A 20,394-nucleotide genomic window follows, 5' to 3' on the forward strand; every position below is an offset into this window, starting at 1 on the left:
GATTTCACCTCTTTTTAATTATTTAACTTAATTAATCGAGCAATATTTTCAACAGTTTGTGTTAAGAATCGTTCTCCATGTGCTAATAAATAGGGTAGTTCTGAGGGCGTTTCTATAATGCTAAACACACTATCAATTCCATGTTGATATACGGCTTGATAATTTTTTCCCAAACTACCGCATATCGCAATCACAGGTAAGTCGAATTGTTTGGATGCTTTTGCCACTCCAATAGGTGTTTTACCATAAATTGTTTGTACATCTATTTTTCCTTCTCCTGTAATAACTAAATCGGCATCTTTAATTCTTTCAAGAAACTGCGTTTCTTTTAAGACAATATCGATGCCATTAGATAATGACGCATTGAAGAAAGTGAGAATACCGGCGCCTAATCCACCGGCAGCTCCAGCACCGGGTATATCTTTAACACTGATATGATATGCTTTCTCTATCATATCATGATAATTTGCGAGTGCGGAATCCAACTTTGGTATCATCTTTTCAGTTGCTCCTTTTTGTGGTCCATAAATATATGTGGCACCATTAGGGCCTAATAAAGGATTTGTAACATCACATGCCACTTCAAAGGTAACGTCGTTTAATCTATAATCTAAATTTGACGCATCTATATGGGTCAAATGAGCAAGAGCACCACCACCAAGTTCAATTTCTTCATTATCAGAGTTTAGAAACTTTACGCCAAGAGCGGTCAGCATACCACTACCACCATCATTTGTTGCACTTCCTCCTATGCCTAATATAATTTTAGTCACATGATGGTTTAGAGCGTCTTTAATTAATTCGCCAACACCAAATGTTGTAGTAATTAAAGGATTACGTTCATCTGTACGAATTAAATCTAATCCTGAAGCTGCTGCCATTTCAATAATAGCTACACGATTATCTTTAGAACGAGCATAAGATGCAGTCACTTCTCTAAATAGTGGATCATGTACTTTAATGCTATGAATTGACGCATCTAATGCTTCTATTAAAGCCTCGGTTGTACCTTCGCCACCATCTGCCATAGGGATAACCTCTGTTTTAAGCGAATCACCGAATATATTTTTAAAACCCCGTTCTATAGCTAATCCAGCTTGTTTAGCAGTCATACTCTCTTTAAATGAATCTGGCGCAATAACAATTTTTTTTATGTTCAACGAGATCACTTCCGATTAAAATTATAAATAAAAATCTAAATTAAAATGATTTAATGTTTAAAATATAAAAAAAGTATATAATGGTATTTAATTAAATAGAATCGATTAAACACTATAATTTAACATTATTGTAGTGGAGGAGTAGTGTAAATGTCTAACTTTAAACAACACGAATTTTACATCTGGGTCATAGGGTTATTATTATTTTACGGTTACTTAGGTTTAATCATTCCTTTACATGGAATCGATTGGTTTTTTGGAAGTCCTCAAGGCATAAGTGCCTTTTACCAACATTTTGATAATTTGAATGGACGTTATATTAGTAATTTAATTGAGCTTGTAGCAGTACGTTCGGTAATATTACGTATGATTATGTATTCAATAATATCAGTAAGTATTATTTTATTAATACTCAAATTGATACGCCAAACATTTTCAATTCGTCATCTCATGCTTGCAACTATTTTATTACTTATTATACCTAATTCAGTTTTTTCAGAGAGTTATGGAAGCTTTGGTTATTTTTTTAGTTATGCTTTTGGAATGATATGTGTTCTCTATCATTTTTGTTTTATAAGTAAAATTTTATTTACAAAAGATGAACTAAAAATGTACAATATCATTTTGTTTTGGATAAGTTGTTTCAGTGGGCAATTATTTGCTGAATCATTAACTTTTTTTGTTAATTTAGCTTTATTCACGACATTAATGGCTTATTTTATGTTAAAACGTAAAATTAATTTTAATTTATTAATAGGGTTTCTATTATCATTATGTGGTACATTAATAATGTTGATTAACCAGACGTACATTAATTATCTGAGTGACATTCAAGCAATGAGAGCACACATTGATGGCTTAGGTTATGTTCATAAATTAAGAGTTACAATATTAAATGACCTTCCACATTATATGTTTTTTAATCATATTGTCATAGTGTCTATGATTGCGATTGTTATAATTGGGTTACTTATAAAAAATACTCGCTTTCAAACGTTTTCTAAAATTAGACAAATTCTATTAATGATTGGCATACTTGCATTGCCTATATACAAGATATTTATTTTTGAACCCTTTAATTTTAATCAAACAACGTTGATTACAAGTTATGGTCTAATTAATTTCTTACTATGCTTTAGCTTTTTCGTCAGTATAAGTATGGCTAGTTTTATTATAGTTACAGATAGCTACTATCGTATCATTTTAATCGCTGCTTTTATTTCCATTATTTTAAGTGCGATACCTATCTTTTTCATTTCAGAGGTAACGTCTCAACAGTTCTTTATTGTCTATATAATGTGGTGTGTGATATTGATTACTTTAGTTACTGAATTACATACTTTAAAACAAAGCTATGATAATATTTTAAAAATTTGTGTAGGATGTTTATTATTCGTATTTATTGCTATTTTTACGATTGTGCATTTTAAATATGAAGCTAGATTAAATAATATTCAAACTCAAATTCAACAACATAGAAATGAAATTATTGTAAAACATTTGCCATTTGAGACATATTTCTATGAAATGACTCCAACTGAAGAAACCGCAAAGGAAAATTTCAAAGAGTACTATCAAATTTCAAATAATAAACAACTTAAAATACTGCCGTTTGATATTAATGTAATAGAAGACAGAGGAGATTAACTATGAAGTTAAAACAAACGCACTATGAAATAATCAAATTCGTCATCGTGGGTGGGATTAATACACTTGATTATTATTTAGTGTATCTCATTTTATTAAAATTATTACACGTTCACTATATGGTGAGTCATATTATTGGATTTATAGTAAGTTTTATTATTTCTTATTATTTAAATTGTTATTTCGTTTATAGAGTTAAACCAACCCTTAAGAAATTTTTAAGTTTTCCATTAACACAAGTAGTAAATATGGGAATGCAATCTTTGTTTTTATATATATTTGTAAGATGGTTTCATTTCCCTTCTGAAATTGCACCCTTTGTAGGACTTATCGTTACAATTCCAATTACTTTTATATTATCTAAATGGATTTTAAAAGACTAAAATTTAAGAAAGAGCTAGAAATATGTATTTCTAGCTCTTTTTTTATAAATAGTAAATTAGGCTTGACTAAAAAATTAATTAGTTTATTTTTATAAAAATAATAGAAATAAAAAAATATTGTAATTCAAATTTCGATAGTACATACTATTAATACTAAGTGTTTAAGGTGGTTAACTAGATATGACCCAAAGCGAAAATCTTAAATTGGCGCAAAGAGGCGCTTATTTAAGTTTAGTTGTTTATATCGTTTTATCTGTTGCAAAATATATTACTGGGTATGTGTACGATTCAGCAGCTGTAAGAGCAGATGCATTGAACAACATGACTGATATTGTTGTCTCTATCGCTGTTATTGTGGGATTAAAGATTTCAATTAAGCCAGCTGATAAAAATCACCCTTATGGTCATTTGAAATCTGAAAATATTTCAACGCTTCTCGTATCATTTATTATTATGTTTGTAGGTATACAAGTAGTGATTGAAAATGCACCTCGAATGTTGACAAATGAACAACATATTCCAAATTTTATTACGATTATTATTAGTATGATGAGTGGTGTCATTATGATTGGTGTTTATGCTATTAATCATAGGCTTGCAAAACAAACTAAAAGTAGCTCATTAGACTCGGCCTCAAAAGATAATTTATCTGACGGTTTAGTCAGTATTGGTACTGCTATTGGATTATTATTTACACAATTTGGTCTACCTATCATTGATGTAATACTTGCCACTGTATTAGGGTGTTTAATTATTTATACTGGGTTTGGAATATTTAAAGATTCAATTTTTACATTGAGTGATGGATTTAAAGAACAAGATTTAGAAGAATATCGAAATCTTGTTCAAGAAGTTACAGATGTAAGAGAAGTAAAGAATGTAAAAGGACGTTATCACGGCAGTAGCATTTTTTTAGATGTAACGATTGTAGTTGATGCAAGTTTATCATTACAAGAAGCGCATGATATTTGCGATAGAGTAGAAACACATTTAGAAAATAATGGTATATCGTCTGTATATGTTCATCCAGAACCAAATACATTAAATGAAAAATAAAAAAGAGCGGGAGTATACTCCTGCTCTTTTTTTATTCAATTTACCACCAACCATTTGATTCTCTAAAACGTATCGCTGCTCCAATTGATCCATAACGTTCTTTTGCATATTGAATCATGCCTTTCGTTTGGGTTTCCACTGATCCATACCCCCATGATTGGTTAGTTTGGCCTAATCCATGGTATTGACCATTTGATGCATTAGGGTTACCGCCAGATTCGGGAAGTACAATTTTCTCCCACATTTCTTCTGTGCCTCCAGCAGCTAAGAAACGTTGATATACTGATTGTGTGCTACTTGTACTAAAAGTTGTCGTGTTTGAACTTGATGTATTTAAATTAGATGTATGACTTTGATGATATTGGTATTGATGTTGTTGAGAAGGGGAGGTTGATACCTCTTCTGCGTGTGCCTGGCCACTTTCTACTCCAGCGGCACCTAATGAGAGCATTGTCATTAATGCAAAGATTGATTTTTTCATAATAAAAAACTCCTTTGTGATTTGGATATTAATGTTCGAATTAAAACATTGCATCCCAATAAATCTAGATGTTGACTACGGTATGTTCACTATAACAGTTCATTTAATGACATAGGTTACTGTCATATCAAGAATAATTATCAAATATGAACACGACGTAACAAATATCTCAACGTTTATCATATATTCCGAATTAAATGATAAGTAGTCCTATTATGAAAAAAATTGAAATCGTTCTATAATAATGTTGTAAAGATAAATAGATATTAAATTAAATAATGAGGAAAGTATTTATAATTCAATCATCATACTCATTAACTTTCTATTAATCTAAGGAGTGTTATATTATGCCAAAATTAATTTTATGTCGACATGGACAAAGTGAATGGAATGCGAAAAATTTATTTACCGGTTGGGAAGATGTTCAACTGTCAGAACAAGGGAGAAATGAAGCCATCACTTCAGGTAAAAAATTAAAAGAAAACAAAATTGAAATTGATGTTGCCTATACTTCTTTATTAACAAGAGCATTAGAAACAACTCAATATTTATTAGCTGAATCTGATCAAGAATGGATTCCTGTTCATAAAAGTTGGCGTCTGAACGAACGACACTATGGAAAATTACAAGGATTAAATAAAGATGATGCCCGTAAGGAATTTGGTGAAGAACAAGTTCATCAATGGAGACGTTCTTATGATGTATTACCGCCAGCACAAACTGAAGAACAACGTCAATCTTATTTAAATGATCGTCGCTATCGTCATTTAGATCATCGTATGATGCCTTACTCTGAAAGTTTAAAAACAACATTAGAGCGTGTAATTCCAATTTGGACTGATCATATTTCACAACATTTATTAGATGGGGATACTGTACTTGTAGCAGCACATGGTAACTCTATTCGAGCATTAATTAAATATTTAGAAGACGTATCAGATGAAGACATTATAGGCTATGAAATTAAAACAGGTGCACCGTTAATTTATGAATTAGATGACGATTTAAAAGTAACTAATCATTATTATTTATAAAAGTGTGAGCAAGAATTTTTATTTATTGTAATATAGTAGATAGAATAAAAGGCTAAAGCATTAAAGAAGTGCTTTAGTCTTTTATTAATGTAGTGGAGTAAGATTGCTTATAAAAATAGTTAAACGGTTTTAACTAACGTCGATATTGCTTAATCATCTTTAATGCACGTTTACGTGTTTTAATATTAGAACTTTTTAAGTTGCGACGTGCAGTTTGTAAATCTGGTTTCATAAATATTCCTCCTTTTTATAAAGAATAAAGGAAAAGATGGCTTATGTAAATAGTAATTATTACGATTTAAAAATAAAAATAAGGAGATGATACCATGTCGCATAGTAAAAAGTTAATTATGATTTTCACTATGCTATTAGGTGGTTTTTTTGGTTTATTAAATGAAACCTTGTTGACCACAGCATTACCGAGAATAATGAAAGATTTTCATATTGAATATTCTCAAGTACAATGGCTCACAACAGCCTTCTTACTAACAAATGGAGTAGTTATTCCATTATCTGCATTTATTATTCAACGTTATACAACAAGACAGGTCTTCTTAACTGGAATTATTATATTCTTTCTAGGCACTTTACTAGGAGGATTTAGCCCTAATTTCATTACTTTATTAATTGCAAGAATTATCCAAGCATTAGGTTCTGGTATTATGATGCCACTAATGATGACGACTATATTAGATATATTTGAACCGCACGAACGTGGAAAATATATGGGGATGTTTGGATTAGTGATTGGTTTAGCACCAGCGATTGGACCTACATTATCTGGATATTTGGTTGAATACATTAATTGGAGAGCATTGTTTTATGTTGTAGCTCCAATTTCAGCAGTGACCTTCATACTTGCTTTAATTTTTATTAAAAACGTTGGAGTAAAAGTAAAAGCACCCATTGATATGCTCTCCATTATTTTATCTATTATCGGATTTGGTGGTATGTTATACGGGGTAAGTTCTATTTCTCAGAAAGGTTGGAATGACCCAGTCGTTCTGAGCACTATTATTTTAGGCATTATTTTTGTAGTTTTATTTATTTGGAGACAAGAACGACTTGAAACCCCTCTATTAAGTTTTAAAGTATTTAAAAATAGTCAATTCACAGTAGGTATTGCTATTATGGCTGTAACGATGATTTCGATGATTGGATCTGAAACGGTATTACCTATGTTTGTACAAAATGTGTTGCAACGTACGCCTGTTGATTCTGGTTTGATATTGTTACCCGGAGCAATTGTAATGGCAATCATGTCAATCATATCTGGGCGTTTATACGAAACGTTTGGCGCACGAGTACTTTCAATGATAGGTATGCTTATTGTAACAATTACGACGTCCTACTTTGTAGTCATGGATGAGCATACGTCAACAATTGTTTTAGCAACTATTTATGCGATTCGTATGATTGGTATTGCTTTAGGGTTAATGCCTGTAATGACGCATACAATGAACCAACTCACTCCAGAATTAAATGCCCATGGATCTTCAATGACAAATACAATTCAACAAGTAGCGGGTTCTATTGGTACAGCTGGTTTAGTAACAATTTTAAGTGTAGCAAGTCAGCATTTTAAACCGACATTTAGTGATTATCAAGGAATGGCTAAAACAGAGATGATGAAACACATTCAAACAGACGCAATGATACATGGTTATCATTCTGGCTTTTTATTTGCAGTCATTATCACAGTCGTTAGTTTATTATTAACTTTTTTACTTAAACGAAAAAAGAATTTAAATGAAGAAAGGCATTAACCTCATATCTAAACATTCTATTTTATTTAATAGTTTAAATAGTTATTGACTATTCATAGTGATGAGATTAGAATTAATTTATTCTGACTAATTTAATAGGAATATGGAGGAGTTATTAATGAAAAGACTTTTATTTGTAGCTTTGACACTTATTTTTGTATTAGCCGCATGTGGTAATAGTGGTTCATCTGACAAAAATAGTGATTCAAAATCAAGTAGCAGTAATAGTGATAAAAAAACATTACGTGTAGGAACTGAAGGGACTTATGCACCTTTTACTTTCCACAACAAAAAAGATCAGTTAACTGGTTATGATATTGATGTAATTAAAGCTGTTGCGAAAGAAGAAGGATATAAACTTAAATTTAATGAAACATCTTGGGATTCAATGTTTGCTGGTTTAGATGCAAAACGTTTTGATGTCATTGCAAACCAAGTGGGTATCAATAAAGAAAGAAAAGAAAAATATAAATTCTCTAACCCTTACACTTATTCAAGTGGTGTCTTAGTTGTTCGTGATGATGAGAAGAATATTAAATCATTTGATGATGTGAAAGGTAAAAAATTAGCGCAAACATTTACTTCTAACTACGGAAAACTTGCTAAAGATAAAGGTGCTAACATCACTAAAGTAGATGGTTTCAACCAGTCTATCGATTTATTATTATCTAAACGTGTGGATGGTACTTTTAATGATAGCTTATCTTATTTAGATTATAAAAAACAAAAACCTAATGCTAAAATTAAAGCAATCAAAGGTGATGCAGAACAAAATAAATCAGCATTTGCATTCTCTAAAAGTGTCGATGATAAAGTTGTTTCTGATTTCAATGATGGTCTGAAAAAACTTAAAGAGAATGGTGAACTAGCAAAAATTGGTAAGAAATGGTTCGGTGAAAATGTTTCTGAGCCTAAATAGTCAACAACAACACGCATTAGATGCAGCAACTCAAGCATTTGGACCCATGTTGGAAGGTTTAGTAAAATACTCTATTCCAATTACAATTGTGACATTTATTTTAGGTTTGATTATCGCTTTGTTTACGGCGTTAATGCGTATTTCATCTAGTAAAGTATTAAGAGGAATTGCACGTGTATATGTATCTATTATTCGTGGCACACCAATGATTGTACAACTCTTTATTATCTTTTATGGTATTCCAGAACTTGGACGTCTAATTACTGGAAATGCGGACGAACAATGGACATTGTCTTCTGTTGTTTCAGCGATTATTGGATTGTCTTTAAATGTAGGTGCATATGCATCTGAAATTATCCGTGGTGGTATTATTTCTATTCCAAAAGGCCAGACAGAAGCGGCATACTCTATTGGAATGAATTATCGTCAAACGATTCAACGTATTATTTTACCTCAAGCGATTCGTGTCTCAGTCCCAGCTTTAGGTAACACATTCTTAGGATTAATTAAAGACACATCATTACTAGGATTTATCTTAGTAGCTGAAATGTTCCGTAAAGCGCAAGAAGTTGCTTCTACAACATACGAGTACTTTACAATTTATATTCTCGTAGCCGTGATGTATTGGATTGTTTGTTTTATTATTTCAGTCATCCAAGGCTTCTATGAATCATATATTGAAAGAGGGTATAAGGCATGATTGAGTTATCCAATATTCATAAATCTTTTAATGATAAAGAAGTGATTAAAGGTATTGATTTGAATGTAAAAAAAGGTGAAGTTGTCACATTAATTGGTCGTTCCGGTTCGGGTAAGACTACATTATTGCGTATGATTAATGCGTTAGAGATTCCGACTGAAGGCAACGTTACTGTGAATGATAAAACGTATACTGCTAAAGATAAGAAATCTCAAATTGAAGTACGTAAACAATCAGGGATGGTATTCCAAAGTTATAATCTTTTTCCACATAAAACGGCTTTAGAAAATGTGATGGAAGGTTTAGTAACTGTAAAGAAAATGAGTAAATCAGAGGCTGAAAATAGAGCATTAGACTTACTTGAAAAAGTAGGTTTGACACATGTTAAAGATCAGCGCCCTCATGCACTCTCTGGTGGTCAACAACAACGTGTGGCGATTGCGAGAGCTTTAGCGATGAATCCTAAAGTGATGTTATTTGATGAACCTACATCTGCACTTGACCCTGAACTTGTAAATGATGTGTTGAAAGTTATTAAAGAATTAGCAAATGAAGGCATGACGATGGTGATAGTTACTCATGCAATGCGTTTTGCAAAAGAAGTATCTAATAAAGTTGTATTTATTCATGACGGTGAAATTGGTGAAGAAGGTTCTCCTAAAGAATTATTTGATCACCCTAAAACTGATGAATTAAGACGTTTTTTAAATGTGATTAATGAAAATTAAAAAAGAATCGTCGTTTGAGATATTTCATCTTGAACGACGATTCTTTTTATTGAATAATGCTTTCTTTCTTCAGATAAATAGATTTTAGAAATATTTATATTTTAAACTGATAGTAAAACAGTAAGCTCAAATTGAAGTACTTTATTCTCATATTGATTAAATGTCATAATTTCAACGGTTAAACTACCAAATTGTTTTTTCAATTTTTTATCTAAAACTTTAACTTTTACATATAAGTTGTCATTTGGATAGACAGGTTTAATAAAGGTTACATTATTTAAATGAGTCCCTGCTATAATGTCTTCTTCATATTTGTTTTCTTCAATCCAAAGTTTAAAGGAAAGAGAAAGGGTATGCATACCTGATGCTATAATCCCTTTATACATTCCTTGACCTGCTTTTTTCTTATCTAGATGCATATATTGAGGGTCAAATTGATGAGCAAACTCTAATATTTCTTTCTCAGTTATTTTGTAATGTTTACTAATGAATGTATCTCCTATAGAAAACATACTGTATTTCATAGTTATATGCCTACCTTAAAGTATACTTATAATGCAATGATTATCTTCTGTTTTTGATCCATTGTTGAGTATGATAAAGAACAGGTTTAATTGGTTTAATGAAGTCACCAATATATTCATAAACACCAGCATTAAAGCCTTTTTTGAACTGTTGGACACCATAATCTTCAGCATTTTCACTAAAGTCTCCAGTAATACCATAGAAGTTGTAACGGTCAATGTTATGCTCTTTAGCAAATTTAATCATTTCCCACTGTAAACGATAGGCCCCCATATATTCATTATATTTTGGGTTAGAACCACTAGATAAATAATATACTTCATGTTCATTGTAGATATATAATGCAGCTGCTAGATTTAATACTTCACCTTCTGCTGCAATTTTATCTTTTGTTTGGTTTATTTTACGTTCATTGCTATCAAATTGTTGTTGAAGTTGATTGCGTTTATTTTTGTTCTTTTTAGAGTTAGGGCTTTCTTTTAAAGCTTCTTCAATTTCAGTAAGTTGTTTTGTTAAATCCTCATGTTTATGTTGTAGAGTAGACAAATAATCTTTTAAATCGATATAAGCTAATTTTAGCATGGCATGATCTTTATATGTTTTTTGCATTTCATAGAAATAAGGCTCATCTCTAAATTTAAAGCCATGTTTTTCTTCAGCCATTTGGAACAGTTCGAAGAAAGTATGTGTGTCTTCCATAGGTAATGTTTTAACTTTTACGCCCATTTCATACGTCTTTTTAATATTACGACGTGTTTGATAGTCCATTTCTTTTAATAATTGGTCTTCAGTTTTATCTTTAAGATCAAGTACAGACAACCAACGAATTTGACTCATTGTACTATAACCTACAGACCAACCTTGATGTTTATATCCTAAGTCTTCAAGTGTTTTAATCACTGCACGATTATCGTAGCTTTTTAAAATTTCTCCATCTGCATTACGTAGGTTTTCTAAAATATATGGATCTACTAAAACAAAGAGACAATTTTGTTTTTTTAAATATTCTGTTAGTGATTTGAAAAAGAAGTGAACCAGTTTGATATTGCTATAATCCATTACTGGACCACGATGTGTGTAAAAATATTTATAAAATTTTAATGCGCGTGCTTCAGTCATTAATGTTGCTGCAATGACATCTCCACTATCATCTTTAACACCTACAACATGTACATCATGTTTCATCTCATTTCTATTATCAAAGTGTATTCGAGATTGTGTATAGTGAGAAAAATGTTCGGATGTGAATTTTTCAAATTCTTCAGGTGTTAAACTTACGAATTTCATGATTATCTACTCCTCTGTATTTTTAAGAATTCTAAACTATTTTATCAAATTAGTTCTATTATTACACACATTTAGTAAATTAATTTGCTCATATTTTAGTATTAGATAATAATTATTTTTTTAAATATATAACTATAAAACTTAAAATATATTATTTTTTAATAGTCTAGTTTATATTGCAAAACCACGGTATGATAATCAGTATATGCATAGTATAATAGTAAGAGTTATATTAGGTTAGATTAGAAAAAGTAGGAGTGAAGAAATTTGAAAAGATTGATTGTATCATTAAGTGTATGTGTCATATTGCTAGCGGGTTGTGGTAATGATGAATATGCTAATAAAATAGATAAAGCTGTAAAACTACAAGATAAAAAACAAGAACGACTTGCTAGGAATGAACAAGGCGATGTGGTAAAACACTTTGATAAAAAAGACGCTAATATATATGTGTATGAAAAAGGTAAGTATGTTGTATTAGCATATAGACCATTAAGCAACAACGATGAAATGCATTATTATACATATCAATTTAAAGATAAGAAGGTAACCTACTTAGAGCACTTTGATACGAAACAATATATTAGTACACATGATTCGGATTATAAGGAAGAAAATCTTAATTAACTGAAACAATCTTAAGGAGTATATATGAAAAAATTGATTTTTATTGGAGCTGGGATCATATGTTTAATCATTATCGTTGTCGCTTGCTCTCAAAAGAAAAAAGAAACAACCCCAGCTCATACGAGAAATGGGAAAATTTTAATTGTAGAATATGGAGACTATAAATGTCCTTATTGCAAAAAAATTGAAGATAACGTCATGCCTATCATAAAAAAAGATTATATTGATACAAATAAAGTGGAATATCAATTTATTAATGCAAGTTTTCTTGGAAAAGATTCATTAATGGGCTCTAGAGCAGGGAATGCTATTCAAGCTATTGCACCAAAAGAATATCTTACTTTCCAAAAAAATATATATGCTCATCAACAAGATGAAAAAAAACAGTGGATTACTGAAACATTACTAGATAAAGAAATTGACCAATTAAATATTTCTCAAAAACAAAAAGATCGCATAAAAAAAGAATATAAAACTAAAAATAGTGATGCTTGGAAGGAAGCAGAAAAACAGAAAAAGTTAACAAAAGAAAATCATATTCAATCTGTTCCAACAGTTTTTATCAATGGTAAAAAAGTAGAAGACCCTTATAAAGTCAAAGAATGGAAAAAATATTTATAGCATAATACAAAAGACCTAACTTAGTGTTGTTTAAATATTAAATTAGGTCTTTTAATTATGTTTTTATATCGTTTAAGACATATTTAAAAATTTTACATTCAAAATCATTATTTTTATAAAAAAAGGGAATACAAATAAAAGAAACAAAATCAGCACAATTAATATATTTTAATTAAGTCGCTTAGTTTGTAATTTTTGTTAGATTTATTTAATATACTAAGTATAATAATTATATCAAAGTAAAAGATAAATAAATTGAATAATATTATTTTATCATTTCACTATTGGAGGGAAAATAAATGGCTAACTTTAATTTAGATCCAGTTCATTCAGGTGTAAATTTCTCAATACAACACCTTGTAATTAGTAATGTAAAAGGACGTTTTAACGATTTTGATGCAGATATTACAGGTGACTTTCATGATTTAAGTTCTTTAAAAGGAACTTTTACTGTTCAAGCTAATTCTATTGATACTAAAGTAGAAGATCGTGATAATCATCTTAAAAGTGAAGATTTCTTAAACGTTGAACAATATCCTGAAATTAAATTTGAAATTATTAGTGTTGATGATCGTTCAGTTACTGGTAATGTAACAATTAAAGATCAAACACAAAAAGAAACATTTGATTTAGATTATAAAGGTATTAGCTTAAACCCACTTAACAATAAAAATACAGCAGGTTTAGTTATTACTGGTGAACTTGATCGTGAAAAATATGGTGTTACATTTAACCAACCATTAGAAACTGGTGGTTTCTTATTAGGTAAAACATTAAATGTGGAATTCGATTTAGAATTTCCTATCGAAGAATAATACGGTTAAAAAATAGGCAAGGTTCTAACTTTGCCTGTTTTTTTATTGTCTTAAAATATAATAGTTGCTAAATTATAAGAATCACCATTTTAGAAATCAGGAGAGATAACGATGTCAATCGATGTAAAAGAAAATAAAATAATTTTTAAAAGAACATTTAAAGCTCCTATCAATGATGTATTTGAGGCCTATACAAATCCATCGTTATTTGAGCAATGGTTTCATCCACAAGGCGCTAAGACAAAAGTATATCGTTTTAATACTGAAGAAGGCGGGGAAGCCTTCTTTGCAATAGAAACCTCAGAACAGACAAGCTATACATTAACAGAATATCGAAAAGTGGATCGTCCGAAGTATCTTGAATACTTTGATTACTTTGCTACACCTGAGGGAGAAAAAGATACGCGTTTACCTGGTATGCATATTTCAATCAATTTTAACTCAGATAATAAACAAATGACTACTATTACGTCTACGTCAGTGTTTCCAACTAAAGAAGCAGCTCAACAAGCAGTAGGTATGGGAATAGAAGCAGGTATGAATTCAACATTAGATCAACTAGAAGTCTTACTTAATGAATAAATCGTCACGAGGATGTCAAAATTAAATTGAACTTTTAAGTTATAATAATATTGAAAAGAGGATGATATAGTATGAAAGAAAGATATTTAAAAGTGCTGGGATTATTTTCAATTAGTACTTTAATTCCAACATTATTAATTAATTCAAAGTGTTTAAATAATGGCGTCATAAAATATATTTTAAGAACGGCATTAGGCTATGGTATTTTTGCTTCAGGATTACGTTATTTTTCAAAATTAAAAAAAGCACATTAATATCATGACAAGAGCAAGATATGGAAAATAAACCTCCATATGTTGCTCTTTTTTAATCTCCTCTATTCAAAATGCACGTTACTATATATAATATAAAATTATAAATGAATTAAGGAGAGGGAATATGACAAGTAACCATACAACAATTGAAGATACATATACTACAAAAGATCTTATTAAAGCGGCTGTAAGACAGGTACAAATGAAAGAAGTTATGGCAACTCAAACACCTGGACGATATTTACTAAAGTCAATGATGTCAGGATTTTTATTAGCTATTGTTACAGTATTTATGTTAGCAATCAAAACACAGTTTGCAGGAACAAATGATGGACTTGTTAATTTATTAGGAGCAATCTCATTTAGTTTAGCTTTAGTTCTTATTGTTCTAACTAATTCAGAATTACTTACTAGTAATTTTATGTATTTAACTGTCGGATGGTACTACAAAGTCATTGCAGTTAAAAAAATGTTATACATATTCTTATTTTGTTTTATTGGAAATATTATAGGTGGGTTTATTTTATTCTTATTAATGAAGGGTACACATGTGATGACACCTGAAATGGTTGCAAGTCTAAGTAAAACAGTACATTTAAAAACGGTAGAATCAACTTGGTTAAATATTCTTATCAAAGGGATATTCTGTAACTTCTTTATTAATATTGGTATTTATGTTTCAATGCTTTTTAAAGAAGGTTTAGCTCGCGCATTTTTCATTGCTGTTGGTGTTATAGTATTTGTATTTATGGGATATGAACACGTTGTATTTAATGCTGGATTATATGCAGGAATGATTTTTTATAATAGTGATGCATTATCATGGATAGATGTGCTAAAAAATATCGTATTTGCTTTTGTAGGTAACTATATTGGTGGAGGTATTTTTGTAGGGCTTGTTTATGCCTATTTAAACGGAAAAAGAGACAGTATAAAAGCATAGTAAGACGATCAAAGAGCGGAAATATCGAGAGACATTTCCGCTCTTTTAATCCCCAACATATTGACTTAATATTCAGGAAATCTTATTATTTTAATCAACATTAAAATAATAAGGGGGAAACCATTTGGTTGCGAATATTCTAGTAGCTCATGGCATGAGAAAAGGAGATCAAAATAAAGCACTCGGTGAATTTATAGATAGTTTATTACAAGATGAAACTTACGCTTATGAGCTTGCTTTTATTGAAAGTGAAGAAAAAAGTGTTGAAAATACGATTATTAATTTAATAGAAAAAGGAGAAACGCAATTTAAAGTTGTACCTTTACTTATATTTTCAGCTATGCATTATATTGTAGACATTCCAGAGATGTTAAGAAACATTAAACAAGCACATCCAAATATAACCTATGAAATTAGTGCACCTCTTGGTACGCATCCATATATGGTAGATTTAGTAGAACAACGTATTAATGATGTGGATATAAAAGAAGAGTCAGATGTGGCAGTTGTATTGATTGCACATGGTAGCTTTTCTTATACTAAAGCACATGATGAACTAAAAGAATTTAGTACTAAGTTAAAGCAAGATAAACCGATATATTGCCGTACGTTATATGGAGATATTACGTTTAAAAATGATTTAAATCAACTTTCAAGACAATATCGTCATCTTATTGTGGTCCCAATGTTTTTATATGATGGACGTTTAGTTAATAAAGTAAAAGGTCTTATATCAGAGATGGATATTGCTAATGAATTGCACATGACTCCGTCTATTAATTTCGACCCTATTTTAAAATCGATTATTCGAGAGCGATTAAAAGAATTAACAGTATAGTAACTACATACATCTTTCATTATATGAGTGCTAAATTCTCACTTATATAATGGAAGGTGTTTTTTATTAGGGAAATCCCCGATTTTACATTTAAATGTGAAAATAATCACAATTTTAAAAGAATATGGTATAAAATAGCCTTGTAAAGAATAGTGAGTTCAAAAATATTTGAAGTTAATAATAATTAAATGTAATAAAAGGGGTATTGATATGGCTAAACAAAAACTCGTAATGATTGGTAATGGTATGGCTGGTTTAAGAACAATTGAAGAAATTTTAGAACGTTCAGATTCTCAATTTGACATTACAATTATTGGTAAAGAACCTTATCCTAATTATAATCGAATCATGTTATCCAACATTTTACAAAAGAAAATGACAGTCGAAGAAACGATTATGAACACTTATGACTGGTATAAAGAACATCATATTGAACTAATTGTAGATGATCCAGTTGAAAAAGTAGATAGACAATCCAAAACTGTCACTACATCTAAAGGTATCACTGTAGCTTATGATATCTGTATCTTTGCGACTGGTTCAAAGGCATTTGTTTTACCTATACCTGGATCAGAATTACCAAGTGTCATCGGTTGGCGCACAATTGAAGATACTGAGCGTATGATTGAAATTGCTAAAACAAAACGACGTGCCATTGTTATTGGTGGAGGTCTTCTTGGATTAGAATGTGCAAGAGGATTAATGGATCAAGGTATGGATGTGACAGTTCTTCACTTAGCAGAATGGCTGATGGAAATGCAATTAGACCGTAAAGCTGGAGATATGTTAAAAGCTGATTTAGAGCGTCAAGGTATGCATATCGAACTACAAGCAAATTCTAAAGAAATTATAGGAACAGATGATGTAGAAGCTATTAAGCTAGCTGATGGTAGAGTAATAGAAACAGATTTAGTCGTTATGGCTGTTGGTATACGTCCATTTACCGAAGTAGCTCGTGAAGCGGGATTAGAAGTGAATCGAGGTATCGTCGTTAATGATTACTTACAAACATCTGATGAACATATCTATGCTGTGGGTGAATGCGCGGAACACAATGATAAAGTATATGGTTTAGTTGCACCTCTTTATGAACAAGGTAAAGTGCTTGCTGATTATTTAACAGGTAAAGAGACTGAAGGATATAAAGGATCTACGACATTTACGTCTTTAAAAGTATCAGGCTGTGATTTATATAGTGCAGGACAAATCGTTGAAGATGACACTGTACATGGCATCGAAATCTTTAACAGTGTAGATAATATTTACAAAAAAGTCTATCTAAGTGAGGGTCGAGTGGTAGGTGCCGTTTTATATGGTGATACAGATGATGGTTCAAGATTTTATAATATGATGAAAAAACATGAATCATTAGAGGACTATACACTAGTGTCACTTCTTCATAAAGGCGGAGAAGAAAGTGGAATTTCAATAGCAGATATGCCTGATGATGAAACAATTTGTGGTTGTAATGGTGTAGATAAAGGTACGATTGTCAACGCAATTACAACAAAAGGGTTGACTACTGTAGATGAGGTTACAAAAACAACCAAAGCAGGAAATTCTTGTGGTAAATGTAAAGGACAAATTGGAGAAATACTAAAATGTACATTAGGTGATGAATTTGTAGCTGCTAAACCAACAGGTATTTGTGCATGTACTGATTTGACACGTGATGAAATTGTTACCCAAATTAGAGCTAAAGGTTTAAAAACGTCAAAAGAAGTTCGTCACGTACTTGATTTTAAAGATAAGAATGGTTGTCCAAAATGTCGCCCAGCTATCAACTATTATCTAAATATGGTATATCCTCATGAACACCAAGATGAAAAAGCATCAAGATTTGCGAACGAACGTTATCATGCAAATATTCAAAATGATGGTACTTTCTCAGTGATTCCACAAATGCGTGGTGGTGTCACAGATGCTGACCAATTAATTCGTTTAGGTGAAGTAGCGAAAAAATATAACGTGCCTCTTGTTAAAGTAACAGGGTCTCAGCGTGTAGGATTATATGGTCTTAAAAAAGATGAGTTACCAAAGGTTTGGAAAGATTTAGGTATGCGTTCTGCCTCTGCATATGGTAAGAAAACGCGTTCTGTGAAAAGTTGTGTTGGTAAGGAATTCTGTCGATTTGGTACACAATATACGACACGTTTAGGTATTCGATTAGAAAAAACATTTGAATATATCGACACACCTCATAAATTTAAAATGGGTGTCTCTGGTTGTCCAAGAAGCTGTGTAGAATCAGGTGTTAAAGACTTTGGTGTCATTTCAGTAGAAAATGGCTATCAAATTTATATTGGTGGTAACGGTGGCACAGAGGTCACTGTAGGTCAATTACTCACTACTGTTGAAACTGAAGATCAAGTGGTACAACTGTGCGGTGCGCTTATGCAATATTACAGAGAGACTGGAATATATGCTGAACGAACAGCACCATGGCTTAAACGACTAGGATTTGATCATGTTAAAGAAGTGCTTTTAGATGAACAACGTCAAAAAGAACTTTTTGATAGAATTATGGATGCAAAACAAGCACTTGAAGAAGAACCTTGGGAAGCTATTGTTGAAAATAAAGAAGCACAAAAAATATTTGATGTCGAGAAAGTGTGAGGATGAGTGTAATGGAAAAAGTTAAAGTAACAACTATGGATGAATTAACACCATTAATTGGTAAAAAGGTTATTATTAAAGATAAACAAATCGGTATATTTTTAACAGAAAATGGACAAGTGCATGCTATTAATAATGTGTGTCCACATAAAGAAGGACCGCTATCTGAAGGTACTGTAAGTGGAGAATACGTTTATTGTCCACTCCACGATCAAAAAATTGATTTGAATACGGGTAAAGTGCAAGAACCTGATACAGGTTGTGTTGAAACATATCAAGTTGAAATTCAAGATGGAGACGTATTTATATGTCTCTAGTCACTAATAGTGGATTTGGAAAAGTATATTTAATTGGGGCTGGCCCTGGCAATCCTAATTTGCTAACTAAACAAGCAGAACGATTAATTCGTCAAGCAGATGTTATTTTATATGATCGTCTTGTCAATCCATTGATATTACAATATACAAAGCCAACTACTGAAATCATAGATGTTGGAAAAAAACCTTATACTAAACATATTCAACAAGAAGATATTAATTTAAAAATAGTAGCAGCAGCGAAAAAGTATAAAGTTGTTGTACGTTTAAAAGGTGGAGACCCAGGAGTATTTGGACGAGTAACTGAAGAAATAGACATTTTAAAAGAACATCAGATTGCCTACGATATTGTACCTGGGGTAACTTCTGCGAGTGCAGCGGTAGCTTCATTAGACTTAGGTTTAACGATGCGTTCAGTAGCACCAAGTGTTACATTTTCTACAGGTCATTTTAAAGATGATATTGATCAAGACATGGATATACGTAATTTAGCTAATGGTGGGACTTTGGCAATTTATATGGGAATTAAACGATTAAATTATATTATTAGTCAAATTAGAAGATATACTAAAGAAGATTATGATATTGCTATCATTTTTAATGCTACGTGTTATAACGAAACAATAGTAGTTGGTAAACTAAGCACTATTGAATATCAATTATCTAAGCTTAATATTAAACATGATCCAGGAATTTGTATATTAGGCCATATCATTAACTATATGGATGACGAAAAGATTATACACTCAAAACAAACAATAGATGAAACATTGTACGTTATTAAAGGGAATAAAGACTTAGCCCTTTCAAAAGCAGAAGACTTATCTCAACAGTATTTAAAATGCTTAATTCAATATGATGAAACTTATCATTCTTCACAAAAGTATTTATATGAATCGATCATAACGCAGCACCAAAATATTAAATATATTGAAGTGTAGTTCTTTACGCTTCGAATGTCATAAGTGAGATAACACGATATTTAAAACGTGTGTTATCTCACTTTTTTTAGGGATTCTTTTATATGAAATAGGTAATTCCCTAATATAAAAACCATGTGAAAAAATGTACAATTTAAATGAAATTTCTTTAAAT

General features: G+C 30.9%; 23 protein-coding genes. 18 read left to right on the forward strand and 5 right to left on the reverse strand.

Annotated features, from left to right (window positions below):
* Window positions 1-14: 14 nt before the first annotated feature.
* Window positions 15-1,160 carry a glycerate kinase gene (locus tag NST64_RS02155; protein ID WP_049418896.1) on the reverse strand — a complete coding sequence of 382 codons (1,146 nt, stop codon included), beginning with the start codon at window positions 1,158-1,160 and terminating at the stop codon, window positions 15-17.
* A gap of 150 nt (window positions 1,161-1,310) precedes the next feature.
* On the opposite strand from NST64_RS02155, the gene NST64_RS02160 reads away from it, so the two are divergent.
* The 3 genes from NST64_RS02160 to NST64_RS02170 all read left to right on the forward strand — a co-directional run bounded on the left by NST64_RS02160 (window position 1,311) and on the right by NST64_RS02170 (window position 4,246).
* Complete coding sequence (locus NST64_RS02160) at window positions 1,311-2,807, forward strand: hypothetical protein (protein WP_002448402.1); 1,497 nt, start codon at window positions 1,311-1,313, stop codon at window positions 2,805-2,807.
* A gap of 2 nt (window positions 2,808-2,809) precedes the next feature.
* The gene (locus NST64_RS02165; RefSeq protein ID WP_002448341.1) at window positions 2,810-3,190 is read left to right on the forward strand and encodes a GtrA family protein; all 381 of its coding nucleotides are present in this window, start codon (window positions 2,810-2,812) and stop codon (window positions 3,188-3,190) included.
* Between the two features lie 180 nt (window positions 3,191-3,370).
* Window positions 3,371-4,246 (forward strand): cation diffusion facilitator family transporter, encoded by an 876-nt coding sequence (locus NST64_RS02170; protein ID WP_002488753.1) that lies wholly within the window; start codon window positions 3,371-3,373, stop codon window positions 4,244-4,246.
* Window positions 4,247-4,286: 40 nt separating this feature from the next.
* Here NST64_RS02170 and NST64_RS02175 read toward each other — a convergent pair whose 3' ends face one another.
* Window positions 4,287-4,727, reverse strand: coding sequence for a hypothetical protein (locus tag NST64_RS02175; protein WP_002488789.1), 441 nt, complete (start codon window positions 4,725-4,727; stop codon window positions 4,287-4,289).
* A 347-nt stretch (window positions 4,728-5,074) separates the two neighbouring features.
* Between NST64_RS02175 and NST64_RS02180 the strand changes: the two genes are divergently transcribed.
* The gene (locus NST64_RS02180; RefSeq protein WP_002448565.1) at window positions 5,075-5,761 is read left to right on the forward strand and encodes a 2,3-diphosphoglycerate-dependent phosphoglycerate mutase; all 687 of its coding nucleotides are present in this window, start codon (window positions 5,075-5,077) and stop codon (window positions 5,759-5,761) included.
* Between the two features lie 133 nt (window positions 5,762-5,894).
* Here the strand turns inward: NST64_RS02180 and NST64_RS02185 are convergent, their stop codons facing one another.
* Window positions 5,895-5,993: a putative metal homeostasis protein gene (locus NST64_RS02185; RefSeq protein ID WP_100066500.1), complete on the reverse strand. Its 99-nt coding sequence runs from the start codon at window positions 5,991-5,993 to the stop codon at window positions 5,895-5,897.
* Window positions 5,994-6,087: 94 nt separating this feature from the next.
* Here NST64_RS02185 and NST64_RS02190 point away from each other — a divergent pair, with 94 nt between their 5' ends.
* The 4 genes from NST64_RS02190 to NST64_RS02205 all read left to right on the forward strand — a co-directional run bounded on the left by NST64_RS02190 (window position 6,088) and on the right by NST64_RS02205 (window position 9,874).
* A complete protein-coding gene (locus NST64_RS02190; RefSeq protein ID WP_049418891.1) occupies window positions 6,088-7,527 on the forward strand; it encodes an MDR family MFS transporter in 1,440 nt (479 codons plus the stop codon).
* A 118-nt stretch (window positions 7,528-7,645) separates the two neighbouring features.
* Window positions 7,646-8,446, forward strand: coding sequence for a transporter substrate-binding domain-containing protein (locus tag NST64_RS02195; RefSeq protein ID WP_002488763.1), 801 nt, complete (start codon window positions 7,646-7,648; stop codon window positions 8,444-8,446).
* Complete coding sequence (locus NST64_RS02200; RefSeq protein ID WP_002488746.1) at window positions 8,427-9,146, forward strand: amino acid ABC transporter permease; 720 nt, start codon at window positions 8,427-8,429, stop codon at window positions 9,144-9,146. The genes NST64_RS02195 and NST64_RS02200 overlap by 20 nt, the downstream gene beginning before the upstream one ends.
* Window positions 9,143-9,874, forward strand: a complete 732-nt coding sequence (locus tag NST64_RS02205) for an amino acid ABC transporter ATP-binding protein (RefSeq protein WP_002488805.1) — start codon at window positions 9,143-9,145, stop codon at window positions 9,872-9,874. The genes NST64_RS02200 and NST64_RS02205 overlap by 4 nt, the downstream gene beginning before the upstream one ends.
* Window positions 9,875-9,975: 101 nt before the next feature.
* Here the strand turns inward: NST64_RS02205 and NST64_RS02210 are convergent, their stop codons facing one another.
* A complete protein-coding gene (locus NST64_RS02210; protein WP_002448363.1) occupies window positions 9,976-10,398 on the reverse strand; it encodes a MaoC/PaaZ C-terminal domain-containing protein in 423 nt (140 codons plus the stop codon).
* 40 nt (window positions 10,399-10,438) lie between these two features.
* Window positions 10,439-11,686, reverse strand: coding sequence for an aminoacyltransferase (locus NST64_RS02215; protein WP_002454905.1), 1,248 nt, complete (start codon window positions 11,684-11,686; stop codon window positions 10,439-10,441).
* 267 nt (window positions 11,687-11,953) lie between these two features.
* Between NST64_RS02215 and NST64_RS02220 the strand changes: the two genes are divergently transcribed.
* The 10 genes from NST64_RS02220 to cobA all read left to right on the forward strand — a co-directional run bounded on the left by NST64_RS02220 (window position 11,954) and on the right by cobA (window position 20,240).
* Window positions 11,954-12,313 (forward strand): DUF4467 domain-containing protein, encoded by a 360-nt coding sequence (locus NST64_RS02220; protein ID WP_049418886.1) that lies wholly within the window; start codon window positions 11,954-11,956, stop codon window positions 12,311-12,313.
* A gap of 24 nt (window positions 12,314-12,337) precedes the next feature.
* Entirely contained in the window at window positions 12,338-12,934 is a 597-nt protein-coding gene (locus tag NST64_RS02225; RefSeq protein WP_049418884.1) for a thioredoxin domain-containing protein, read from the forward strand.
* Window positions 12,935-13,233: 299 nt separating this feature from the next.
* Complete coding sequence (locus NST64_RS02230) at window positions 13,234-13,749, forward strand: YceI family protein (protein WP_049418881.1); 516 nt, start codon at window positions 13,234-13,236, stop codon at window positions 13,747-13,749.
* Window positions 13,750-13,860: 111 nt separating this feature from the next.
* Window positions 13,861-14,331, forward strand: a complete 471-nt coding sequence (locus NST64_RS02235) for an SRPBCC family protein (protein ID WP_049418879.1) — start codon at window positions 13,861-13,863, stop codon at window positions 14,329-14,331.
* Window positions 14,332-14,402: 71 nt separating this feature from the next.
* A complete protein-coding gene (locus NST64_RS02240; RefSeq protein WP_002448340.1) occupies window positions 14,403-14,585 on the forward strand; it encodes a hypothetical protein in 183 nt (60 codons plus the stop codon).
* Between the two features lie 124 nt (window positions 14,586-14,709).
* Window positions 14,710-15,528, forward strand: a complete 819-nt coding sequence (locus NST64_RS02245; RefSeq protein WP_002448547.1) for a formate/nitrite transporter family protein — start codon at window positions 14,710-14,712, stop codon at window positions 15,526-15,528.
* 124 nt (window positions 15,529-15,652) lie between these two features.
* The gene (locus tag NST64_RS02250; RefSeq protein WP_002448589.1) at window positions 15,653-16,366 is read left to right on the forward strand and encodes a sirohydrochlorin chelatase; all 714 of its coding nucleotides are present in this window, start codon (window positions 15,653-15,655) and stop codon (window positions 16,364-16,366) included.
* 210 nt (window positions 16,367-16,576) lie between these two features.
* A complete protein-coding gene (nirB, locus tag NST64_RS02255; RefSeq protein ID WP_002448503.1) occupies window positions 16,577-18,982 on the forward strand; it encodes a nitrite reductase large subunit NirB in 2,406 nt (801 codons plus the stop codon).
* Between the two features lie 2 nt (window positions 18,983-18,984).
* Entirely contained in the window at window positions 18,985-19,299 is a 315-nt protein-coding gene (nirD, locus tag NST64_RS02260; RefSeq protein WP_049418876.1) for a nitrite reductase small subunit NirD, read from the forward strand.
* Window positions 19,290-20,240 (forward strand): uroporphyrinogen-III C-methyltransferase, encoded by a 951-nt coding sequence (gene cobA, locus NST64_RS02265; protein WP_049418873.1) that lies wholly within the window; start codon window positions 19,290-19,292, stop codon window positions 20,238-20,240. Before nirD ends, cobA begins: the two co-directional genes overlap by 10 nt.
* Window positions 20,241-20,394 lie beyond the last annotated feature (154 nt).

Source organism: Staphylococcus sp. FSL W8-1268 (assembly GCF_038003965.1).
Taxonomy (GTDB): Bacteria; Bacillota; Bacilli; order Staphylococcales; family Staphylococcaceae; genus Staphylococcus; species Staphylococcus hominis.

Excerpts from the sequence above, each read along its gene's own strand:
- NST64_RS02160 (WP_002448402.1), top strand. The coding sequence starts at position 1,311 with ATGTCTAACTTTAAACAACACGAATTTTACATCTGGGTCATAGGGTTA.
- NST64_RS02205 (WP_002488805.1), top strand. The coding sequence starts at position 9,143 with ATGATTGAGTTATCCAATATTCATAAATCTTTTAATGATAAAGAAGTG.
- NST64_RS02225 (WP_049418884.1), top strand. The coding sequence starts at position 12,338 with ATGAAAAAATTGATTTTTATTGGAGCTGGGATCATATGTTTAATCATT.
- NST64_RS02185 (WP_100066500.1), bottom strand. The coding sequence starts at position 5,993 with ATGAAACCAGATTTACAAACTGCACGTCGCAACTTAAAAAGTTCTAAT.
- NST64_RS02195 (WP_002488763.1), top strand. The coding sequence starts at position 7,646 with ATGAAAAGACTTTTATTTGTAGCTTTGACACTTATTTTTGTATTAGCC.
- NST64_RS02240 (WP_002448340.1), top strand. The coding sequence starts at position 14,403 with ATGAAAGAAAGATATTTAAAAGTGCTGGGATTATTTTCAATTAGTACT.
- NST64_RS02180 (WP_002448565.1), top strand. The coding sequence starts at position 5,075 with ATGCCAAAATTAATTTTATGTCGACATGGACAAAGTGAATGGAATGCG.
- NST64_RS02170 (WP_002488753.1), top strand. The coding sequence starts at position 3,371 with ATGACCCAAAGCGAAAATCTTAAATTGGCGCAAAGAGGCGCTTATTTA.
- nirD (WP_049418876.1), top strand. The coding sequence starts at position 18,985 with ATGAGTGTAATGGAAAAAGTTAAAGTAACAACTATGGATGAATTAACA.
- NST64_RS02200 (WP_002488746.1), top strand. The coding sequence starts at position 8,427 with ATGTTTCTGAGCCTAAATAGTCAACAACAACACGCATTAGATGCAGCA.
- NST64_RS02215 (WP_002454905.1), bottom strand. The coding sequence starts at position 11,686 with ATGAAATTCGTAAGTTTAACACCTGAAGAATTTGAAAAATTCACATCC.
- NST64_RS02235 (WP_049418879.1), top strand. The coding sequence starts at position 13,861 with ATGTCAATCGATGTAAAAGAAAATAAAATAATTTTTAAAAGAACATTT.
- NST64_RS02230 (WP_049418881.1), top strand. The coding sequence starts at position 13,234 with ATGGCTAACTTTAATTTAGATCCAGTTCATTCAGGTGTAAATTTCTCA.
- NST64_RS02245 (WP_002448547.1), top strand. The coding sequence starts at position 14,710 with ATGACAAGTAACCATACAACAATTGAAGATACATATACTACAAAAGAT.
- NST64_RS02165 (WP_002448341.1), top strand. The coding sequence starts at position 2,810 with ATGAAGTTAAAACAAACGCACTATGAAATAATCAAATTCGTCATCGTG.
- nirB (WP_002448503.1), top strand. The coding sequence starts at position 16,577 with ATGGCTAAACAAAAACTCGTAATGATTGGTAATGGTATGGCTGGTTTA.
- cobA (WP_049418873.1), top strand. The coding sequence starts at position 19,290 with ATGTCTCTAGTCACTAATAGTGGATTTGGAAAAGTATATTTAATTGGG.
- NST64_RS02210 (WP_002448363.1), bottom strand. The coding sequence starts at position 10,398 with ATGAAATACAGTATGTTTTCTATAGGAGATACATTCATTAGTAAACAT.
- NST64_RS02175 (WP_002488789.1), bottom strand. The coding sequence starts at position 4,727 with ATGAAAAAATCAATCTTTGCATTAATGACAATGCTCTCATTAGGTGCC.
- NST64_RS02190 (WP_049418891.1), top strand. The coding sequence starts at position 6,088 with ATGTCGCATAGTAAAAAGTTAATTATGATTTTCACTATGCTATTAGGT.